Annotated in this window: 19 protein-coding genes; 12 read left to right on the plus strand and 7 right to left on the minus strand. The window is 61.6% G+C overall.

All coding sequences use genetic code 11. The features are described 5' to 3' along the window. The first annotated feature begins 45 nt into the window (after window positions 1–45). Window positions 46–435, plus strand: coding sequence for a hypothetical protein (locus NKI64_RS14715; RefSeq protein ID WP_023742331.1), 390 nt, complete (start codon window positions 46–48; stop codon window positions 433–435). Between the two features lie 341 nt (window positions 436–776). Beyond that, window positions 777–1,373 carry a glutathione S-transferase family protein gene (locus tag NKI64_RS14720; RefSeq protein WP_023689091.1) on the plus strand — a complete coding sequence of 199 codons (597 nt, stop codon included), beginning with the start codon at window positions 777–779 and terminating at the stop codon, window positions 1,371–1,373. A gap of 63 nt (window positions 1,374–1,436) precedes the next feature. Here NKI64_RS14720 and NKI64_RS14725 read toward each other — a convergent pair whose 3' ends face one another. Continuing rightward, window positions 1,437–2,087, minus strand: a complete 651-nt coding sequence (locus NKI64_RS14725; protein WP_023673452.1) for an outer membrane protein — start codon at window positions 2,085–2,087, stop codon at window positions 1,437–1,439. A 411-nt stretch (window positions 2,088–2,498) separates the two neighbouring features. On the opposite strand from NKI64_RS14725, the gene NKI64_RS14730 reads away from it, so the two are divergent. From NKI64_RS14730 to NKI64_RS14755, 6 genes are all read left to right on the plus strand, one after another. After that, entirely contained in the window at window positions 2,499–3,263 is a 765-nt protein-coding gene (locus tag NKI64_RS14730) for an SDR family oxidoreductase (RefSeq protein WP_023742332.1), read from the plus strand. Beyond that, a complete protein-coding gene (gene uvrC / locus NKI64_RS14735) occupies window positions 3,260–5,335 on the plus strand; it encodes an excinuclease ABC subunit UvrC (RefSeq protein WP_352668493.1) in 2,076 nt (691 codons plus the stop codon). The genes NKI64_RS14730 and uvrC overlap by 4 nt, the downstream gene beginning before the upstream one ends. 170 nt (window positions 5,336–5,505) lie before the next feature. Beyond that, the gene (gene pgsA / locus NKI64_RS14740; protein WP_023673449.1) at window positions 5,506–6,102 is read left to right on the plus strand and encodes a CDP-diacylglycerol--glycerol-3-phosphate 3-phosphatidyltransferase; all 597 of its coding nucleotides are present in this window, start codon (window positions 5,506–5,508) and stop codon (window positions 6,100–6,102) included. A 1-nt stretch (window position 6,103) separates the two neighbouring features. Beyond that, window positions 6,104–6,361, plus strand: a complete 258-nt coding sequence (moaD, locus tag NKI64_RS14745; RefSeq protein WP_023673448.1) for a molybdopterin converting factor subunit 1 — start codon at window positions 6,104–6,106, stop codon at window positions 6,359–6,361. Between the two features lie 4 nt (window positions 6,362–6,365). Beyond that, a complete protein-coding gene (locus tag NKI64_RS14750) occupies window positions 6,366–6,839 on the plus strand; it encodes a molybdenum cofactor biosynthesis protein MoaE (protein WP_023684727.1) in 474 nt (157 codons plus the stop codon). Window positions 6,840–6,908: 69 nt separating this feature from the next. After that, the gene (locus tag NKI64_RS14755; RefSeq protein WP_023814922.1) at window positions 6,909–7,676 is read left to right on the plus strand and encodes a YbaY family lipoprotein; all 768 of its coding nucleotides are present in this window, start codon (window positions 6,909–6,911) and stop codon (window positions 7,674–7,676) included. 3 nt (window positions 7,677–7,679) lie between these two features. On the opposite strand, the gene NKI64_RS14760 is transcribed toward NKI64_RS14755, so the two are convergent. Then, window positions 7,680–8,156 (minus strand): cupin domain-containing protein, encoded by a 477-nt coding sequence (locus tag NKI64_RS14760; RefSeq protein ID WP_023673445.1) that lies wholly within the window; start codon window positions 8,154–8,156, stop codon window positions 7,680–7,682. A 64-nt stretch (window positions 8,157–8,220) separates the two neighbouring features. Between NKI64_RS14760 and NKI64_RS14765 the strand changes: the two genes are divergently transcribed. Further along, on the plus strand, window positions 8,221–8,676 hold the full coding sequence (locus tag NKI64_RS14765; protein ID WP_023673444.1) for a MarR family winged helix-turn-helix transcriptional regulator: 456 nt from the start codon (window positions 8,221–8,223) through the stop codon (window positions 8,674–8,676). 86 nt (window positions 8,677–8,762) lie between these two features. On the opposite strand, the gene ndk is transcribed toward NKI64_RS14765, so the two are convergent. Both ndk and bluB read right to left on the minus strand, forming a co-directional pair. Then, window positions 8,763–9,185, minus strand: a complete 423-nt coding sequence (gene ndk, locus NKI64_RS14770) for a nucleoside-diphosphate kinase (protein WP_023673443.1) — start codon at window positions 9,183–9,185, stop codon at window positions 8,763–8,765. A gap of 471 nt (window positions 9,186–9,656) precedes the next feature. After that, window positions 9,657–10,292, minus strand: coding sequence for a 5,6-dimethylbenzimidazole synthase (gene bluB / locus NKI64_RS14775; RefSeq protein ID WP_352462883.1), 636 nt, complete (start codon window positions 10,290–10,292; stop codon window positions 9,657–9,659). 290 nt (window positions 10,293–10,582) lie between these two features. On the opposite strand from bluB, the gene NKI64_RS14780 reads away from it, so the two are divergent. From NKI64_RS14780 to NKI64_RS14790, 3 genes are all read left to right on the plus strand, one after another. Then, window positions 10,583–11,095: a DinB family protein gene (locus NKI64_RS14780; RefSeq protein ID WP_352543815.1), complete on the plus strand. Its 513-nt coding sequence runs from the start codon at window positions 10,583–10,585 to the stop codon at window positions 11,093–11,095. A gap of 447 nt (window positions 11,096–11,542) precedes the next feature. Beyond that, window positions 11,543–12,202, plus strand: a complete 660-nt coding sequence (locus NKI64_RS14785; protein WP_352668499.1) for a hypothetical protein — start codon at window positions 11,543–11,545, stop codon at window positions 12,200–12,202. 393 nt (window positions 12,203–12,595) lie between these two features. After that, a complete protein-coding gene (locus NKI64_RS14790; protein ID WP_023684736.1) occupies window positions 12,596–13,381 on the plus strand; it encodes a GGDEF domain-containing protein in 786 nt (261 codons plus the stop codon). Window positions 13,382–13,408: 27 nt separating this feature from the next. Here the strand turns inward: NKI64_RS14790 and NKI64_RS14795 are convergent, their stop codons facing one another. The 3 genes from NKI64_RS14795 to NKI64_RS14805 all read right to left on the minus strand — a co-directional run bounded on the left by NKI64_RS14795 (window position 13,409) and on the right by NKI64_RS14805 (window position 16,197). Further along, on the minus strand, window positions 13,409–14,374 hold the full coding sequence (locus tag NKI64_RS14795; protein ID WP_023738636.1) for a class I SAM-dependent methyltransferase: 966 nt from the start codon (window positions 14,372–14,374) through the stop codon (window positions 13,409–13,411). Next, on the minus strand, window positions 14,358–15,032 hold the full coding sequence (locus tag NKI64_RS14800) for a class I SAM-dependent methyltransferase (RefSeq protein WP_023738637.1): 675 nt from the start codon (window positions 15,030–15,032) through the stop codon (window positions 14,358–14,360). Before NKI64_RS14800 ends, NKI64_RS14795 begins: the two co-directional genes overlap by 17 nt. A gap of 169 nt (window positions 15,033–15,201) precedes the next feature. Further along, a complete protein-coding gene (locus NKI64_RS14805; RefSeq protein ID WP_023738638.1) occupies window positions 15,202–16,197 on the minus strand; it encodes a glycosyltransferase family 2 protein in 996 nt (331 codons plus the stop codon). Window position 16,198 lies beyond the last annotated feature (1 nt).

Genomic DNA, 16,198 nt, shown 5'->3' on the forward strand with positions numbered 1-16,198 from the left:
CGCCGGGTCACTCACGGCCATCGGCACAAACGCAAGGGGCATCGCATGGCAAAGACCACGACGAAGGCGCCGGCGGCGAAAGCGCCGGCAAAGAAAGCGGCACCGAAAGCTGCCGCGAAACCTGCAGCAGTAAAGAAGGCAGCACCGAAGGCAGCGGCAAAGCCGGCCGCCAAGGCAGCGGCAAAGCCGGCAGCTAAGGCAGTTGCAAAACCCGCCGCCAAGGCAGCAGCGAAACCCGCCGCCAAGAAGCCGGCCGCCAAGGCTGTGGCGAAGCCTGCTGCGAAGGCAGCAGCCAAGCCCGCCGCCAAGAAGCCGGCAGCCAAGACAGCGGCAAAACCCGCCGCCAAGGCTCCGATGAAGGCCGCCGCCGCCAAGTCGACGGCAGCTGTGAAGAAGGCTGCACCGGCCAAAAAGCCAGCCGCCAAGAAGAAGTAACAGCGGACCATCTCAAAGCTCCCGGGAACTTTGCCGACTGGCAGATTCCCGGGAGCTTTTTTGTTGTGATTTAGGTCTTGTTTTGATGCATGTCGTTCTCTCGAAATTGACGCCACTTCTGTGAGACATGCATTGGCGATTTCATTGTCGGCGGATTGGCCGCCTGGTTTTGCCCTTCTGGCAGTTGCTCCCTCAGGGAAGATCGGCCAACACTAAGGCGGTCGCATCCGATGGGGTTCAGGCGACGCGCTCTAGACCTTTGTTTTACGCGCGTCGTTCTCAAGACCGGAGCCGCATTGTTGAGCGACATGCACTGGCCGTCCGAAAACAGGGAACCGATCATGCCGAAGCTGCTCTACGCGTCCTCATCCCCCTACAGTTCCAAGGTGCGCATGGCAGCACTCCATGCCGGCATTGCCGTCGAGCTGGTGCCGGTCAAGACCGAGGACAAGCCTGCTGAACTGATGTCAGCCAATCCTCTCGGCAAGATTCCGGTGCTGGTGCTCGACGACGGCCGCTCGATCCACGACAGCCGCGCCATCACCCAGCATCTCAACCGCGCTTCCAAGAGCCTGTTGTTGCCGCGCAATGCCGACAAGCGCCTCGAGGCCGAAGTGCTGGAGGCGCTGGCCGACGGCATATGCGACTGCGCGCTGTCGATGGTCTATGAGCGGCGCACGCGTCCGGAGGAGATGGTCTATCAACCCTGGCTCGATCGCCAGTGGACCAAGATCACCGCCGCACTCGATTTCCTCAACGCCAATCCGCCGAAGCTGCCGAAGAAGATCACGCTTGGCCAGCTGGCGTTGCGTGCCTGCCTCGGCTACCTCTCTCTGCGCTTCGCCGGCAAATGGGAAAAGGGCCGCGGCCGCCTGACCCGCTGGGCAGCGCGTTTCGATGAGAAGTTTCCGGGGCTGAAGGTGGCTGTGCCGGCCTGACGGGCGAAACAAAAAAAGCCGGGCGCGAGGCCCGGCTTTCTTGTGTCGTGGCTTGAACGACAGTTAGAACTTCATACCGACGCCGAAGGTGACGCGGTTGTCGCTCTCTTTGACCTTGGTGCCGACACTGTCGAAGCTCTTGGAACCGAAGTCGGTGTAGCGGTACTCGACACGGCCGAACACATTGTCGGTGATCTTGATGTCGGTGCCGACGCCGGCCGTCCAGCCGAGCATGGTGTTGCTGTCGCTGTCGCCGGGGACCGAGACCTTCTGGTTCTTCAGGGCGCCGCCGCCGGTGCCGTAGAGCAGGATTTCCGGGGTCACGGCGTAACCCAGACGGGCGCGCAGAGAGCCTTCGAAGCCGCCCTTGGAATTGACGCCGCCGCTGTCACCCTTGACGCCATTGTAGCCGAGATCGGCTTCAGCACCGTACACGAAGTTTTCCTGCTGCCACTGGTAGCCGCCGAAAACGCCGCCGACAAAGCCCTTGGTCTTGATGTCGGGGCCGCCGTCCTGGACTTTGGCATGACCGCTGAAGCCGTAGCCGGCGCTGAGACCGGCATACGGGCCGGCCCAGGAAGCGACGGGGAGCTCGGCGATCGGGGCCGGCGCCGGGGGCTCTTCCGAGACGACATCGGCAGCAAAAGCGGTACCGCTGAGGGCGAAGAGCCCGAGCGCAACCGCGAGCGGCGCGAATTTGAGATTGGTTTGCATTGTTGTTTACTCCTTAAGCCACAAGACACGTAGGCTTGTTTGTCCTGAGCGCCATCAACCCGTCCGGGGGGTGAAACGGATCTGGCACTCAACGGTTCCGAATGTCGTGTCAAAATGCGGCGGCAGCGAACCTGAAAATGGGTCATTCCCCGGCACGAATGAGGCCGAAGCTTGACGTTGCATCTTCGCAACAGCGAAATGTCAGTACGCAGGCGATGCTGCACTGCACTCGGCTTGGTGCAACGGGTTCAGCGTCCTATATTGCGGTCCTGCCGACCCGAATCCGGGGCGGTGCCGGCGGCGAAAAAGCCGTTTCGCCACATTCCTGCCCCAGGTGGAAACGGCATTTAACCCCTGGACGCGTCACAATGTGCCGCCAGCCGAATTGAGGCGCAGATTGAGGATTGACAGATGATCGAAGCCGCCGGAACGGCGCTGGTGACGGGCGGGGGGAAGCGGATCGGCAAGGCGATCGTCGAGGATCTGGCCGCGCACGGTTTTGCCGTCGCCATCCACGCCAACCGCTCGACCGCCGAGGCCGACGCGCTGGCTGCGAACATCAGGGACGGAGGCGGCCGCGCCGGCGCGGTAGCCGCCGATCTGACCGACATGGATGCGGTTGGCGATCTCGTCGGCCGCGCCGCGGCAGCGCTCGGCCCGGTCACGCTTCTTGTCAACAATGCGTCGCTGTTCGTCGACGATAGCGTCGAGGACTTCGACTGGGCGGCATGGGACCTTCACTTCGCCATCCATGTGAAGACGCCGGCGCTGTTGGCGCAAAACTTCGCCCGCGCCTTGCCGCAAGGGCAGGAGGGGCTGATCGTCAACATCATCGACCAGCGCGTCTGGCGGCCGACGCCGCGCTATTTCTCCTATGCGCTGTCGAAGTCGGCCCTGTGGACGCAGACCGAAATGCTGGCACAGGCGCTCGGTCCGCGCATCCGCGTCAACGCCATCGGTCCCGGTCCGGCGCTGAAGAATGCGCGCCAGGACGATGATGATTTCCAAAAGCAGGTCGATGGCCTGATTCTGAAGCGCGGCCCGCAATTGGCCGAATTCGGCGCCACCATCCGCTATCTCTGGGAGGCGCGCTCGGTGACCGGCCAGATGATCGCGCTCGACGGCGGCCAGCATCTTGCATGGCAGACGCCGGATGTGACAGGCATGGTGGAATGAGTCCCGCAGACCAGAAACACAAGACGCGCGCCGGCGCCGCCGACGATATGCCGCCTGACATCGAGCTTGAGGATGAAGCGGTCGAGGAGATCGTCGAGCCCGAGGCCACCGGGCCCGATGTCGCCTTCACAGCGATAGACTGGGCGCCGCATGCCGGCGACGCCGACGGCATGGTCGGCGCCGAGGTCATCCAGACATTGGTCAAGCGGCTGCCCAATGCGCCCGGCGTCTACCGCATGATGAACGCTGCCGGCGACGTGCTTTATGTCGGCAAGGCGCGCAGCCTGAAGAAGCGGGTGACCAACTACGCGCAAGGCCGGTTCCACACCGCCCGCATCGGCCGCATGGTGCGCGAGACATCGACGATGGAGTTCGTCGTCACCCGCACCGAAATCGAAGCGCTGCTGCTCGAGGCCAATCTCATCAAGCGCTTGCGGCCGCGTTTCAATGTGCTGATGCGGGACGACAAGTCGTTCCCTTACATCCTGTTGACCGGCGATCACGTCTCGCCCGGCATCTACAAGCATCGCGGTGCGCGCTCGCGCAAGGGCGACTATTTCGGACCTTTTGCGTCGGCCGGCGCGGTCGGGCGCACCATCAATTCGCTGCAGCGCGCGTTCCTGCTCAGGAGCTGCACCAACTCCTTTTACGAAAACCGCACCCGGCCGTGCCTGCTCTACCAGATCAAGCGCTGTGCCGGTCCCTGCACCGGCGAAATCTCGCATGGCGACTATGCCGAGCTGGTCAGCGAGGCGAAGGATTTTCTGTCCGGCCGCAGCCAGAAGGTGAAGACCGAAATCTCTGCCGCCATGCAGCAGGCCTCGCAGGAGCTCGATTTCGAGCGCGCCGCCGTTTATCGCGACCGGTTGGCTGCACTGTCCCATGTGCAGAGCCATCAGGGCATCAACCCGGCCACGGTCGACGAGGCCGATGTCTTTGCCATCCATCAGGAGGGCGGCCAGGTCTGTATCCAGGTGTTTTTCTTCCGCACCGGCCAGAACTGGGGCAACCGCGCCTATTTCCCCAAGGCCGATCCGGCACTGGAGGGGGCGGAAGTGCTGGGCTCGTTCCTGGCGCAGTTCTATGACGACAAGCCGACGCCACGGAACATTCTGCTGTCGCGAGGCGTCCAGGATCAGGAACTGCTGGCCGAAGCGCTGTCCACCCGCGCCGGCCGTAAAGTGTCGATCTCGGTGCCGCAGCGCGGCGAGAAGAAGGATTTGACCGACAACGCGCTGCAGAATGCCCGCGAGGCGCTCGGCCGCCGGCTGGCCGAAACCTCCACGCAAGGCCGGCTACTCGCCGGCTTTGCCGAGACCTTCGGCCTGCCGAAGCCGCCGGTGCGCATCGAGGTCTATGACAATTCGCATATTATGGGCACCAACGCCGTTGGCGCCATGGTCGTCGCCGGGCCGGAAGGGTTTGTGAAGAACCAGTACCGCAAATTCAACATCCGCTCGACCGAGATCACGCCCGGTGACGATTTCGGCATGATGCGCGAGGTGATGGAACGGCGCTTTTCGCGGCTGCTGAAGGAACATGGCGATGTCGTTCCCGACGACGCGGCAGCCGGTGGAGCAGGCGACGACATCGAAGAAGACATCTCCGGCAGCTTCCCGGCCTGGCCCGACGTCATCCTGATCGATGGCGGCCAGGGCCAGATGAGCGCGGTGCGCAAGATCCTCGCCGACCTCGGCATCGAGGATCGCGTGGCGGCCATCGGCATCGCCAAGGGCCAGGACCGCGATGCCGGCCGCGAGCGTTTCTTCGTCAGAGGCAGGGACTCGTTTTCGCTGCCCGTCCGCGATCCCGTGCTCTATTTCGTCCAGCGGCTGCGCGACGAGGTGCATCGCTTCGCCATCGGTTCGCACCGCGCGCGGCGCAAGAAGGAATTGGTCAAGAGCCCGCTCGACGAGATCGCCGGCATCGGTCCCGGCCGCAAGCGCGCGCTGCTGCTGGCCTTCGGCACTGCGAAGGCGGTCAGCCGCGCGGCAGTCGAGGATCTGGTCAAGGTCGACGGTATTTCAGAGCAGGTCGCCAAGCTCGTCTACAATCATTTCCATGAGAGCTGAGCGCCGGTGACGCCGCTGTCCCGATCAAATGGCAGCAGCCGTTCTTTTCTCGCAGGCCACTCGAATCCCGGCAATCGCGCGCTATTTTCGTCTGGCCAATCGAATCTCGCCTGTTGACCCCCTACATCCGGTTCTGATTTGAGTACGCAGGCAGAAAGAGTCCCTGAGATATGGCCAAGCGCGCGTTCAACCTGCCTAATATGCTTACCTATGCCCGCATCGTCGCGGTGCCGCTGGTGGTGCTGTGCTTTTTTCTCGAGGGGCATCTGAAATCGAGCGACTTCGCCCGCTGGTCGGCGTTGATCATCTTCCTGCTGGCTTCGATCACCGACTATCTCGACGGCTATCTGGCGCGCGCCTGGCAGCAGACGTCCAACATCGGCAAGATGCTGGATCCGATCGCCGATAAACTGCTGGTCGCCACCTGCCTGCTGCTGCTCGCCGCCGACACCGACCGCCATGCCGGCATCGCAGGCTGGTCGTTGTGGGCGGCAATCATCATCCTGTGCCGCGAAATCCTGGTTTCGGGGCTGCGCGAATATTTGGCGGCATTGAAAGTCTCGGTGCCGGTGACGCAGCTCGCCAAATGGAAGACCGCCATCCAGATGGTCGCCATCGCCTTCCTGCTGGCTGGGCCTGCCGGCGACAAGATCTTCCCGCTGACCACGCAGACCGGACTGGTGCTGCTGTGGATCGCAGCCCTCGTCACGCTCTACACCGGCTACGACTATTTCCGCGCCGGCCTCAAGCACATCATGGACGAGTGAGATGATCACCCGGCTCATTTATTTCGCCTGGGTGCGCGAACGGATCGGCAAGCCGGAAGAGGATGTCGAACTGCCCGCCGGTATCGAGACGGTGGCCGACCTCCTGCGCTGGCTGAAATCGCGTGGCGAGGAATATGAGCACGCGCTGCAATATCCTGATGTGATCCGCGTCGCCATCAACCAGGAACATGTCGAGCATCGCGAGAAGATAGCCGGCGCGCGCGAGATCGCGCTGTTTCCGCCGATGACCGGGGGCTGACACCATGTCCGGCGCGCCGACGGTGCGCATCCAGCGCGACGATTTCGACGTTGCCGCCGAGATCGCGAAACTGACCGGGGGTCGCGCCGACATCGGCGCCGTGGTGTCCTTCTCAGGACTTTGCCGCGACGAGCAGGGCCAGCTGTCGGCGCTGGAACTCGAGCACTATCCAGGCATGGCCGAGGCCGAAATCAGCCGGATCGCCGGCGAGGCGCTTCAGCGCTGGCCGTTGCAAGGCCTGACCGTCATCCATCGCCACGGCAAGATCGCATCGGGCGAAAACATCGTGCTGGTGGTGGCGGCGTCCTCGCACCGGCAGGCGGCGTTCGAAGCGGCCAATTTCCTGATGGATTTCCTGAAATCGCGTGCACCCTTCTGGAAGAAGGAGCACCGCGTGGACGGCACCGATGGCGGCTGGGTCGAGGCCAAGGACGCCGACGACCAGGCTGCGGCGCGCTGGAAGGCGCGGCCCGAATAAATCTCGGCGCAGCCATGTATTGACCGCATTCCCTTGGCCAAATCGCATCGGCAAAAAGGGAGCAAGGGCATGCTGGACAGGATCGCCGAATTCTTCGTCTTCGGTTTTGTGCCGCTGGTTATCGGCGTTCTGGCCGTTCCCGAGCCTTCCGTCGCCGCCGAGAAAACCCTGAAGGGCGAGGTGATGTATCGCGAGCGCATCGCGCTGCCGCCCAACGCCGTGCTGTCGGTTCAACTTGCCGATGTATCGCTGGCCGATGCGCCGGCCGCCATTGTCGGCGAGCGCAAGGTAGCGCCGGCCGGCCAGGTGCCGATCAAGTTCGAGATCAGCTTCGATCCAACGGTGATCCGGCCCAACATGACCTATGCGCTGCAGGCGCGCATCACCGCCGACGACAAGCTGCTGTTCGTCACGGACTCGCGCTATCAGGTCGATCCGCTCAGCGAGGCGCCGCAGGCCATTGTGCTGAAAATGGTGGCGCCGAGCGACAAGCCGACCTCGGCCTCGCTGTTCGGCCAGAGCTGGCTAGTCGAATATATCGACGGTATCGGCGTGATTTCGGAGCCGCAGGCGACGTTCCGGGTCAGCGAAGCCGGCAAGGCGGGCGGCAGCGGCCCGTGCAACGCCTATTTCGCCACCGCCAAGGTCGATGGCGAGACCATCGTCATCAGCGACATCGGCTCGACCTACAAGGCCTGCGCGCCGGAGATCATGGCCGAGGAAAAGGCGCTGTTCGAGGCGCTCGCCAAGGCGGCGTCATACCGTGTCGATGGCGGCAAGCTGATCATCGCCGACAAGGACGGCCACGATATCTTGCGCTTCAACGCAGCGAGCTAAGAATCAAGACTGCGGCGGCGGCGGCGCCGGCGTCAGGCCGAACCGGCGCATCAGGTCCATCAGCCTGGTGCGGTCTGGCGGGCCGCCAGTGCTGAAGATGGCGAAGGCCTCGCGAAAATATTCCGGGCCGATCGCCGCCGGTGTCACCACGCACAGCACCTTGGCGGTCGCGGCAATGTCGTTGTCGAAGCGATGGACCGCGCCGCGCGGAATGCACAGCGCCTGGCCCGGCCCGATATCGTGCCGGTGTCCGTCGACGGTCAGCATCAGCACGCCTTCGATCCCGTACATCGTCTCTTCATAGTGATCGTGGCTGTGCGCCGGGGCGGGCAGGCGCTGCGAGCCGGCGACCGTCAGTTCGAAGGCGGCGATGCTGCCGTTCGACTGGTCGCCGGTAAGCAGGAAGCGCACGGCAAGGCCGCCATGGCTGATTGTCTCGTCGGCCGGATTGACGCTGATCTGGCTAGCTCTGTCTAGCATTTCATCCTCCCACGTGGTAAATTGAATTTACCGAAATGAGTAAACTCAATTTACCAGAGTGTCAATGCCATTATCCGCGGAAGCACCGCCAAAGAAGCCACCGCTGATCGGTGCACTGCTGCGCGTTCCGGCCATGGCCATTCACCGCAAGCTGATCAGGGATCTCAGGGCGTCGGGTTTCGAGGACCTCAGCCCGCCGCATATGGCGGTGATCCAATATCCCGGCCCGGATGGCCTTCGGCCGAGCGCGCTCGCCGAGCGCGCCGCGATGAGCAAGCAGGCCATGAATCAACTGCTGAAGACGCTGGAAGCGATGGGTTATATTACTCGCTCGGCGGCACCCGATGAGAGCGGCGGGACCGTCGTCCACTTCACCGACCGCGGGCGCGCCGCATACCAGAAGATGGCCGACATCCTGCTCGACGTCGAACGGGAATGGGCCGAGGAACTGGGCGAGAAGCGTTTCACGGAGCTGAAAACGCTGCTCGGCGACCTCTGGGACACGCCGCTCATCCGTTGAAAGCGGCATGAAGCCGAAGCCGGGACCTGACCAAAGAAAAAGGCCGGCGAAGTGCCGGCCTCTTGCATACATTGGTTCGCGTCGGCTCAGCCGACGATCTCGGTGTCGGAGAACCAGTACTTGATCTCCTGCGCGGCGGTTTCCGGCGCGTCGGAGCCGTGCACGGAATTCTCGCCGATCGACAGCGCGTGCACCTTGCGGATGGTGCCTTCGGCGGCGTTGGCGGGGTTGGTCGCGCCCATAACTTCGCGGTTCCTGGCAATGGCGTTTTCGCCTTCCAGAACTTGCACGATGGTCGGCGCCGACGACATGAATTCCACCAGTTCGCCGAAGAACGGACGATCCTTGTGGACGGCGTAAAAGCCTTCGGCCTCGCGGCGGCTCATCCACACGCGACGTGAGGCGACGACGCGCAGGCCGGCCTCTTCCAGCATCCTGGTGATGGCGCCGGTAAGATTGCGCCGGGTCGCGTCCGGCTTGATCATGGAAAAGGTGCGTTCGAGCGCCATGGGGTCGTCCTTGTCTTGAGATGGAAAGTCTTGAGATCGGAATGTGGAGTGGCGGGCTCTATACAAGCCGCCCGGCCCATTGCCAAGGGGACGCGCCCCGGCAGCGTTATTCGGCCGCGACCGCCAGCATGGCTGTTCGCAACGCTCTGGTCAAAGGCAAGGCTTGCGGGAAAATGGTGATTGCGCAGGCACGCACGGTTTCGAACGGAAATCAGCGGAACGGAAAGACATCGGACCATGTTTGACGGGACGCGCTGGCCCCACCTCCACCTCAGACCGGGCGACATAAAAGGGAGCCTTTGGATTATCGGCATCTTGGCTGCCGTGGGCCTTGTTCTGCTGCTCTTTTCGGGTCGCCGCACAGATACGAATTTCGGTTTCGGGCCTGGATGGCAGTGCACTCCGATGCCGAAGGGCGACCCGATCTGCGTCAAGCTCATCGCCAAGGAAGAGACGAAGTGATGGGCAGCTTTACCGCCTGATCACCACCGGCTGCCGCCGCCGCTCCCAGCCTTCGCGTTCCAGTGTCGGCAGATCATGCTCCTCGCTGGCATAGCCGAGGCAGAAATAGCCGATCAGCGTCCACTCAGGCGGGGTGTCCAGGATTGCGGCCATCTCGGCGGCGTCGAGGATCGACACCCAGCCCATGCCGATGCCTTCCGCCCGCGCCGCCAGCCACAGCGTGTGCACCGCCATGACGGCCGAATAGTCGATGGTTGCCGGCATCGTCATGCGGCCGAGCCCATGGCCCTGTTGCGTCGTGCGGTCGGCGAAAACCGCGAACTGGCAGGGCGCTTCATTGAGACCGGCGAGCTTCAGCCGGGCATAGAGAGCGGCGCGCTCGCCTGAAAAGCATTCAAGAGCTTCGGCATTGCACCGCTCGAAACAGTCTCTCACCGCGCCCCGCCGCTCGGCGCTCTCGACCACCACGAAGCGCCACGGCTGGCTGAGACCGACGGACGGCGCGATGCTGGCAAGCTCCAGCAGCCGCTCCAGCGTACCCTCGGGCAAAGCCGTCCGCTCGAAGCGCCGCACATCCCGGCGCCAGCGCAGCAACGTGACCAGCCCGGCGCGAAAATCATCGGTGAAATCGGGGGGTGGTGGCATGGCGATCAGGAGACTTGTGTGGGGAAGAGGCAGTAGGCAGTAGGCAGTAGGCAGTAGGCAGTAGGCAGTAGGCAGTAGGCAGTAGGCAGTAGGCAGTACAGCCCTCAGACCCTATTGCCTACTGCCTATTCCCTAAGCTGCGGCCGCCGCCTCCTTCCAGCAAGGCGGGCTGAACGGACGGGTCGCGTCGTGTCCGGCGAGTTCATAGAACAGAATGGTCATTGGCGGCTGCGTCCTCGCGGTCTAATTAGGCGCCTGCGGCTGAAGCGGAACTCGTCGGCGGGAAAAAGATGAAACAGCATTTCATGATGTTCGCGGCCTACAATCAATGGGCCAATGGCCGCATCTACGATGCCGTCGCCGCACTTGACGAAGAAGAGTTCAACCGCGATGTCGGCGCATTTTTCGGCTCGATGATGGGCACGCTCAACCATCTGCTGGCCACCGACCGCATCTGGATGAAACGCTTCACCGGCGAGGGCGACGCGCCGGCAAAACTCGACGCCATCCTGCACCGCGCGTTGCCTGGCTTGAAGCTGGCGCGTGAGGCCGAGGACAGGCGGATCGTCGACTGGGTCGGCGGTTTGACCGAAAAGGCTTTGTCCGGCCGCTTCTCCTACATGACCGTTTCCGACATGCGCACCGTCTCGCAGCGGCTGGCGCCGGCGCTGGGACACGTCTTCAACCACCAGACCCATCACCGCGGCCAGGCGCACGCCATCCTGACCATTCTCGGCCGGCCTTCGGTGCAGCTCGACCTAGCCTTTTTCCAACGCACCGACGAAGGCCGCGCCTACGCCTGATCTCCTGACTGCGCTTCCCGTTTAAACGCACGGGAGCGTTACCGGTACATTTGCGCCGACCATCCATCCCCGACGCCAGCTCTGAATTCCAGCCGGGTTGTGAGGACCCTCTCGGCACAACGCTGCCCGGTGACGGGGCCAGGTGGCTGGGCTGTCGGTGGCCCGCCTTTTGTGGGCCTTCGGCTCCAGGCCGCCGCAGCCACAACCCGCTCCAACTCCGGTGGAATTTCTGTTTAGAGAATTAAACAGAGTTTAAATGTTGAAGCAAAAACATATTTTTTTTTAGCAGACCAGTGCACGCCTTGAGAACTACAATCCTTATTCTTGGAAAAAATAAAGAAACTATAAGGAAGACTCGTGCGTAGCTGTGAGTGCATAAGCATATGTCTGCTTTGGTTTGCTGGCATGTTGCAATGCACAAAGCAGAACGGCAACAAGGAGAGTGTCATGGTTAATATCACTCGGAAAATCGCTAGAACACTGGCGGCGGGTGCAATTATCGTTATTTTTGCCGCTCCCGCGAATGCAGGCGGCGGAATTGGCGTCGGTGTCGGCGCATCTATCGGCGGTGCTGGCGGCATCAATGCCGGTGTTGGCGCTTCGATCGGCGGCAGCGGCGGGGTCAAGGCCGGTGCCGGCGCCTCGGTTGGCGGCAGCGGCGGTATCAAGGCGGGTGCTGGCGCAACGGTCGGCGGCAATAGCGGCGTTACTGCGGGCCTCGGCGCCTCAGTCGGCGGTAGCAGCGGCATCAAGGCCGGCGCTGGCGCGACGGTCGGCGGAGCCGGTGGCATCAAGGCCGGTGTTGGGGCCACGGTCGGCGGCAGCGGAGGTATCAATGCCGGTGTCGGCGTCAACGTCGGCAGCGGCATCAACGTCGGTGTCGGCGTCGGCATTGGCGGAACGCCGGGCACGCCCGGTACGCCCGGTACCCCCGGCACTCCAGGAACTCCTGGAACACCAGGCACCCCTGGGACACCCGGTGTCGTCGCCAGCATGTCGAACAGCCAGCTGACACGTATGAAGAAGCGCTGCGTCGATGTGCTCGCCAGCGAGGGCACCTACGACAGCGATCTGCGGCAGCTATGCCTTATGATCTCGCGTCGCTGAGACAGGTTTCGCCGGGAGTGTCGAGCCAGCCGTGAGGCTTTACGGCACTCTCCTACCGCATGGCCCAGACTTCCCGAGGGACATGCGCTGACGAGAAGCCTCCGGCCAGTCGGAAAGCCCGCCGCGCAAGTGGCGGGCTTTTTGTCGCCACTCACAAGGCAACCGATCGCGCCTTTCGATTGCCGGAGCGTTTTATCGTTTAACGGAAACGATGAAACGCGCTATCCCTTTGTCTTGGTAATTCTCAGGGAAAGCGCCCACGCGCTTCTCCCGGGAAAGCTGCTCACACTTTCCTGGAATTGTTCTGGTTAACCACATTCGAATTGCAGGTAAGATTTTAGGGTTTCATTTGTGTTCCCGCTGCAAAATGGCGAACACAGTGGGAGAAATGGCATGCGGGTCGATCTTTCGCCCACGAGCTTGGGCAGGGTCATAGCAGTCACGGTTGTCGGCACGGCGATCTGTATCGCGGCGGCCTTCCTTGTCGATTCCTACAATTTTCCGTCGCTGTCGCCCGAAGCGTTGCGCTGGGCGCAGCTCACCGACCTGTTGCTGCCGCTCGTGCTGGGTGGATCGTTCTTCTCTTTCCTGATGTACAAGATGCGCCAGCTGGCGATCGCCCAGAAGAATCTGAGCATCGTCGCGGCGACCGACAGCCTGACCGCGGTGTTCAACCGCGGCGCGTTTTCAATGCTGGTGGAGGCCTATCTCGAACAGGCGCGCAGCCAGGCCGTCGTCGATGCCGGCGCCCTGTTGATCGTCGACGCCGATCATTTCAAGACCATCAACGATCGATTGGGCCACGATTGCGGCGATCAGGCGCTCAAGCTGATCGCGCAGACGATCAAGGCCCAGCTGCGCGGCGCCGACATCGTCGGGCGCATCGGCGGCGAGGAGTTCGCCATCTTCCTGCCTGGCGCCGACCCGTCGCAGTCCTGGCTGGTTGCCGAGGGGATCCGGCGGCGCATCCGCGAGGTCGAGTTTGCCCCGGATGGACGGCCCTGTCCGCTCTCGGTGAGCATCGGTGGCGTCGCCTTCAGCGGACCCACCACCTATGCCGACATGTTCCTGACGGCCGACCGGCACCTCTACAAGGCCAAGTCCAACGGCCGCGACCAGGTCAGTTTCGAAACGACCGGGCCGCGCAGCCTGCTGGCCGGTGATCCGACGCTGCATTGAGGGTGAGCCTGCATGGCGTGCGTGGTGCTACAGGAACACCGATCTGACATAGCGTAGCGGGGCGGTTATCTTCCAGGATGTCGATTTCAGCAGGGCCTGGTTCGTTGCAATGAGACTCTGGATTTGTTGGTGTGCGGCCGCGATCTGCAAGCTTAGCTCATCCCGGCTTACGGCAACTTCGCGCAGCTCCCGCTCCGCCTCCTTGAGCAGATCGACATCGGAATCATGCAGGACAGGGGCGTTCTTCGAGAGACTGATATAAAACTCATGCAGGTGTAACTGACCCGGTTCATTCTTGTGAAACGCAAGTTCCCCCGACTTGATGTATCCGAGCGAACGAAGTTTCTTGATCAGAAATCGGAACGAGGCCGGCGTGAACTGCCACGCGTGAGCATCGTAATAGGCCGTGTCTACCTGAACGGCTTCGAACATGCTTTTTGCCTCTTCGTCGCTTTGCAGGAAGGCGACATCGTCAAAGGTCGGCTCGAGCCAGACGGTCTGTTTGGCCTTGGTGCAAACATACGAAACCTGGTCAAACAGAATTCCCGGCGTGTGGCGTTTGCGCTTTTCCGCATGGGCCTGCAGCGTCTGACCGACAGTGGACAGCGGCCGTAGCGCATCGAAGCAAAAGCGCTTGTCTGGTACCGCCAGCACAAGCCGTCCCCCGGGTTTCAGCAGTGTTTCGCAGTCTTGGAGGAAACGAACGATGTCGGTGACATGTTCGATCACATGCGAGGCAAAGATGAAATCGTATCGTTGCTCATAGCCGATGGTCTCGAGCAGAGTGCGGCCGTCCGAGACATAGTCGACCTCTTCGATCTTTGATGCATCGTCGCGATATTTCTCGCGCAGGCTGGCGGCGTCGGCATGGTCGACGATTTCGACATTGTAGCCACGGCGCTTTGGCAAAAGAGGATTGTAGCTTGGTCCGATTTCCAGGCCGAAGCCGCTCGGATCGAATAATGAAAACAGCAACTCATTCCTGTTCAGCATATCCCATTCCTGTCGTTATGGAGGTTTGGCGGGTGCCTTGCGGCCGTTTTTCGAACACGACCACGCTGTCGTAGACGGCGATACAGGCTGTCGATCGGGTGAAGGTAGAGACGGGGATCGCGCCTCTTGCGTGTGCCGCGTTTATCTCATCAAGCTTGTCCTTGACGAACTCCATGAAAGTCCCGGCTCGCTTCAGGCCGCCCTCATACTCATCCCAATACGCAGTATGAAGATCCTCGACGAGGTAAACGCCATGAGGGTCGACCTTGTCATACAGCAGCTCAAAGCTCTTCATTACGTGTCGCATGATATGACTTCCGTCATCGATGATGATGTCGAAGGCATCATATCTGTCGATGATCTGGTTGATCAGCGCCGGATCGTCTTGGCTGCCAGTGAATATCTCTATGCCGACTTCGTCATGCGCTTTGCAGATCGGATCGATATCGATGCCAATTACGCGAGCGCCGTGGCCGAAGTAAGCCTTCCACATCTGAAGGGAGCCGCCTCCGGACACGCCTATCTCGAGAATCGTTGGCGCTCTGTTTCTGAAGCGTTCGAAATGGCGCTCGTAGATATCGAAATAATGGAACCACTTATGAAGCCGCTTTCCTCCATTATTGAGAAAGTATCTGTGTAGAAATCCGTCTCCCAGCATCTGAAATCGACCCCAATACCAATATCTCGCGACAGCCGCGCTGCCATGCCCGGCGCGACAACGCAGCCAGACTGGAGACCGGGAGTGGGGAGCAATTACTTGCTGGCCGTCGCGTAGGGAATGCGCCGAAGCCAACTTGCATAGTCGGACAGGCTATTGCCAGACGCCGCTAAATTGCGAGAACCCGGCTTACAAAGCTACGTGTAAATTCCAAAGATGCCAGTTTCGCAACCAAGTGGCTGCCGAGGAAAGGCCGTATCGCCCGCATGATCAGCCATCGCCTGATCCTCATTGTCGGCGTGATCCTGTCGATAAGCGCAAGTGCCGGCATCAGCAGTTCAGCGCTTCCGCACTGGCCTGCAATCCGGTAGGTGCCAGCCGCACTGCGAAAGAAACGCGGCGTTATCAGGTCTCTGGCGTAGTAGCGTCGCAAGGGAACATCGTCAGGAAATGCCACCAGAAGTTTGTCTGCGTAGATTAGAGCCGACCTAGCCATTCTTGCGCTGTATGACGCGGAGTCACCATGAATGCGCCACGCGGACAAGGCCTCTCTCAGAAACCTGTTGGTGTAGCCTGCCCTGAACAGCCGCAGAAAAAGATCGTCGTCCTCGTAGCCGGAAAGCCGCTCGTCAAATCCACCTACCGCCTCGAACGCTTCGCGAGAGATGAGGGAGGCAGACGGGAGGACATACATGTTCTGGGACAGGCAGTTGAAGATCGTCCGTTTCGGATGTTCTGAACCAAGTCGCTTGAGCATCTGCCGAACCACTAGATTTCCATCCCGATCGTATTCGTCAAGGTCACTGTAGACCCATCCGAATGGACCTACCTGAGGCTCAGGCCCTGCCGCAGCTTCCAAAGTCTCGAGATGCTTTGGGTACCACCAGTCGTCTTGGTCAAGAAAAGCGATCAGGTCGCTTTTGGAGTTGCGGACGCCCATATTGCGGGCCGACGATTGACCGCCGTTCTCTTTCGTCAGGACACATACCCGGTTGTCGCCCCGGGCAACTTCGCGAGCGACTTCAGCACCACCGTCGGTGGAACCATCGTCGACAATGATTACCTCATCTGGCGGACGAGTTTGCTCGAGCACGCTTTTCAGCGACGCTCCAATGAAATTTCGACCATTGTAGAGCGGTATGCAGGCAACGATCGAGCGTTTCATC

This window comes from Mesorhizobium sp. M0478 (assembly GCF_040321305.1).
Taxonomy (GTDB): Bacteria; Pseudomonadota; Alphaproteobacteria; order Rhizobiales; family Rhizobiaceae; genus Mesorhizobium.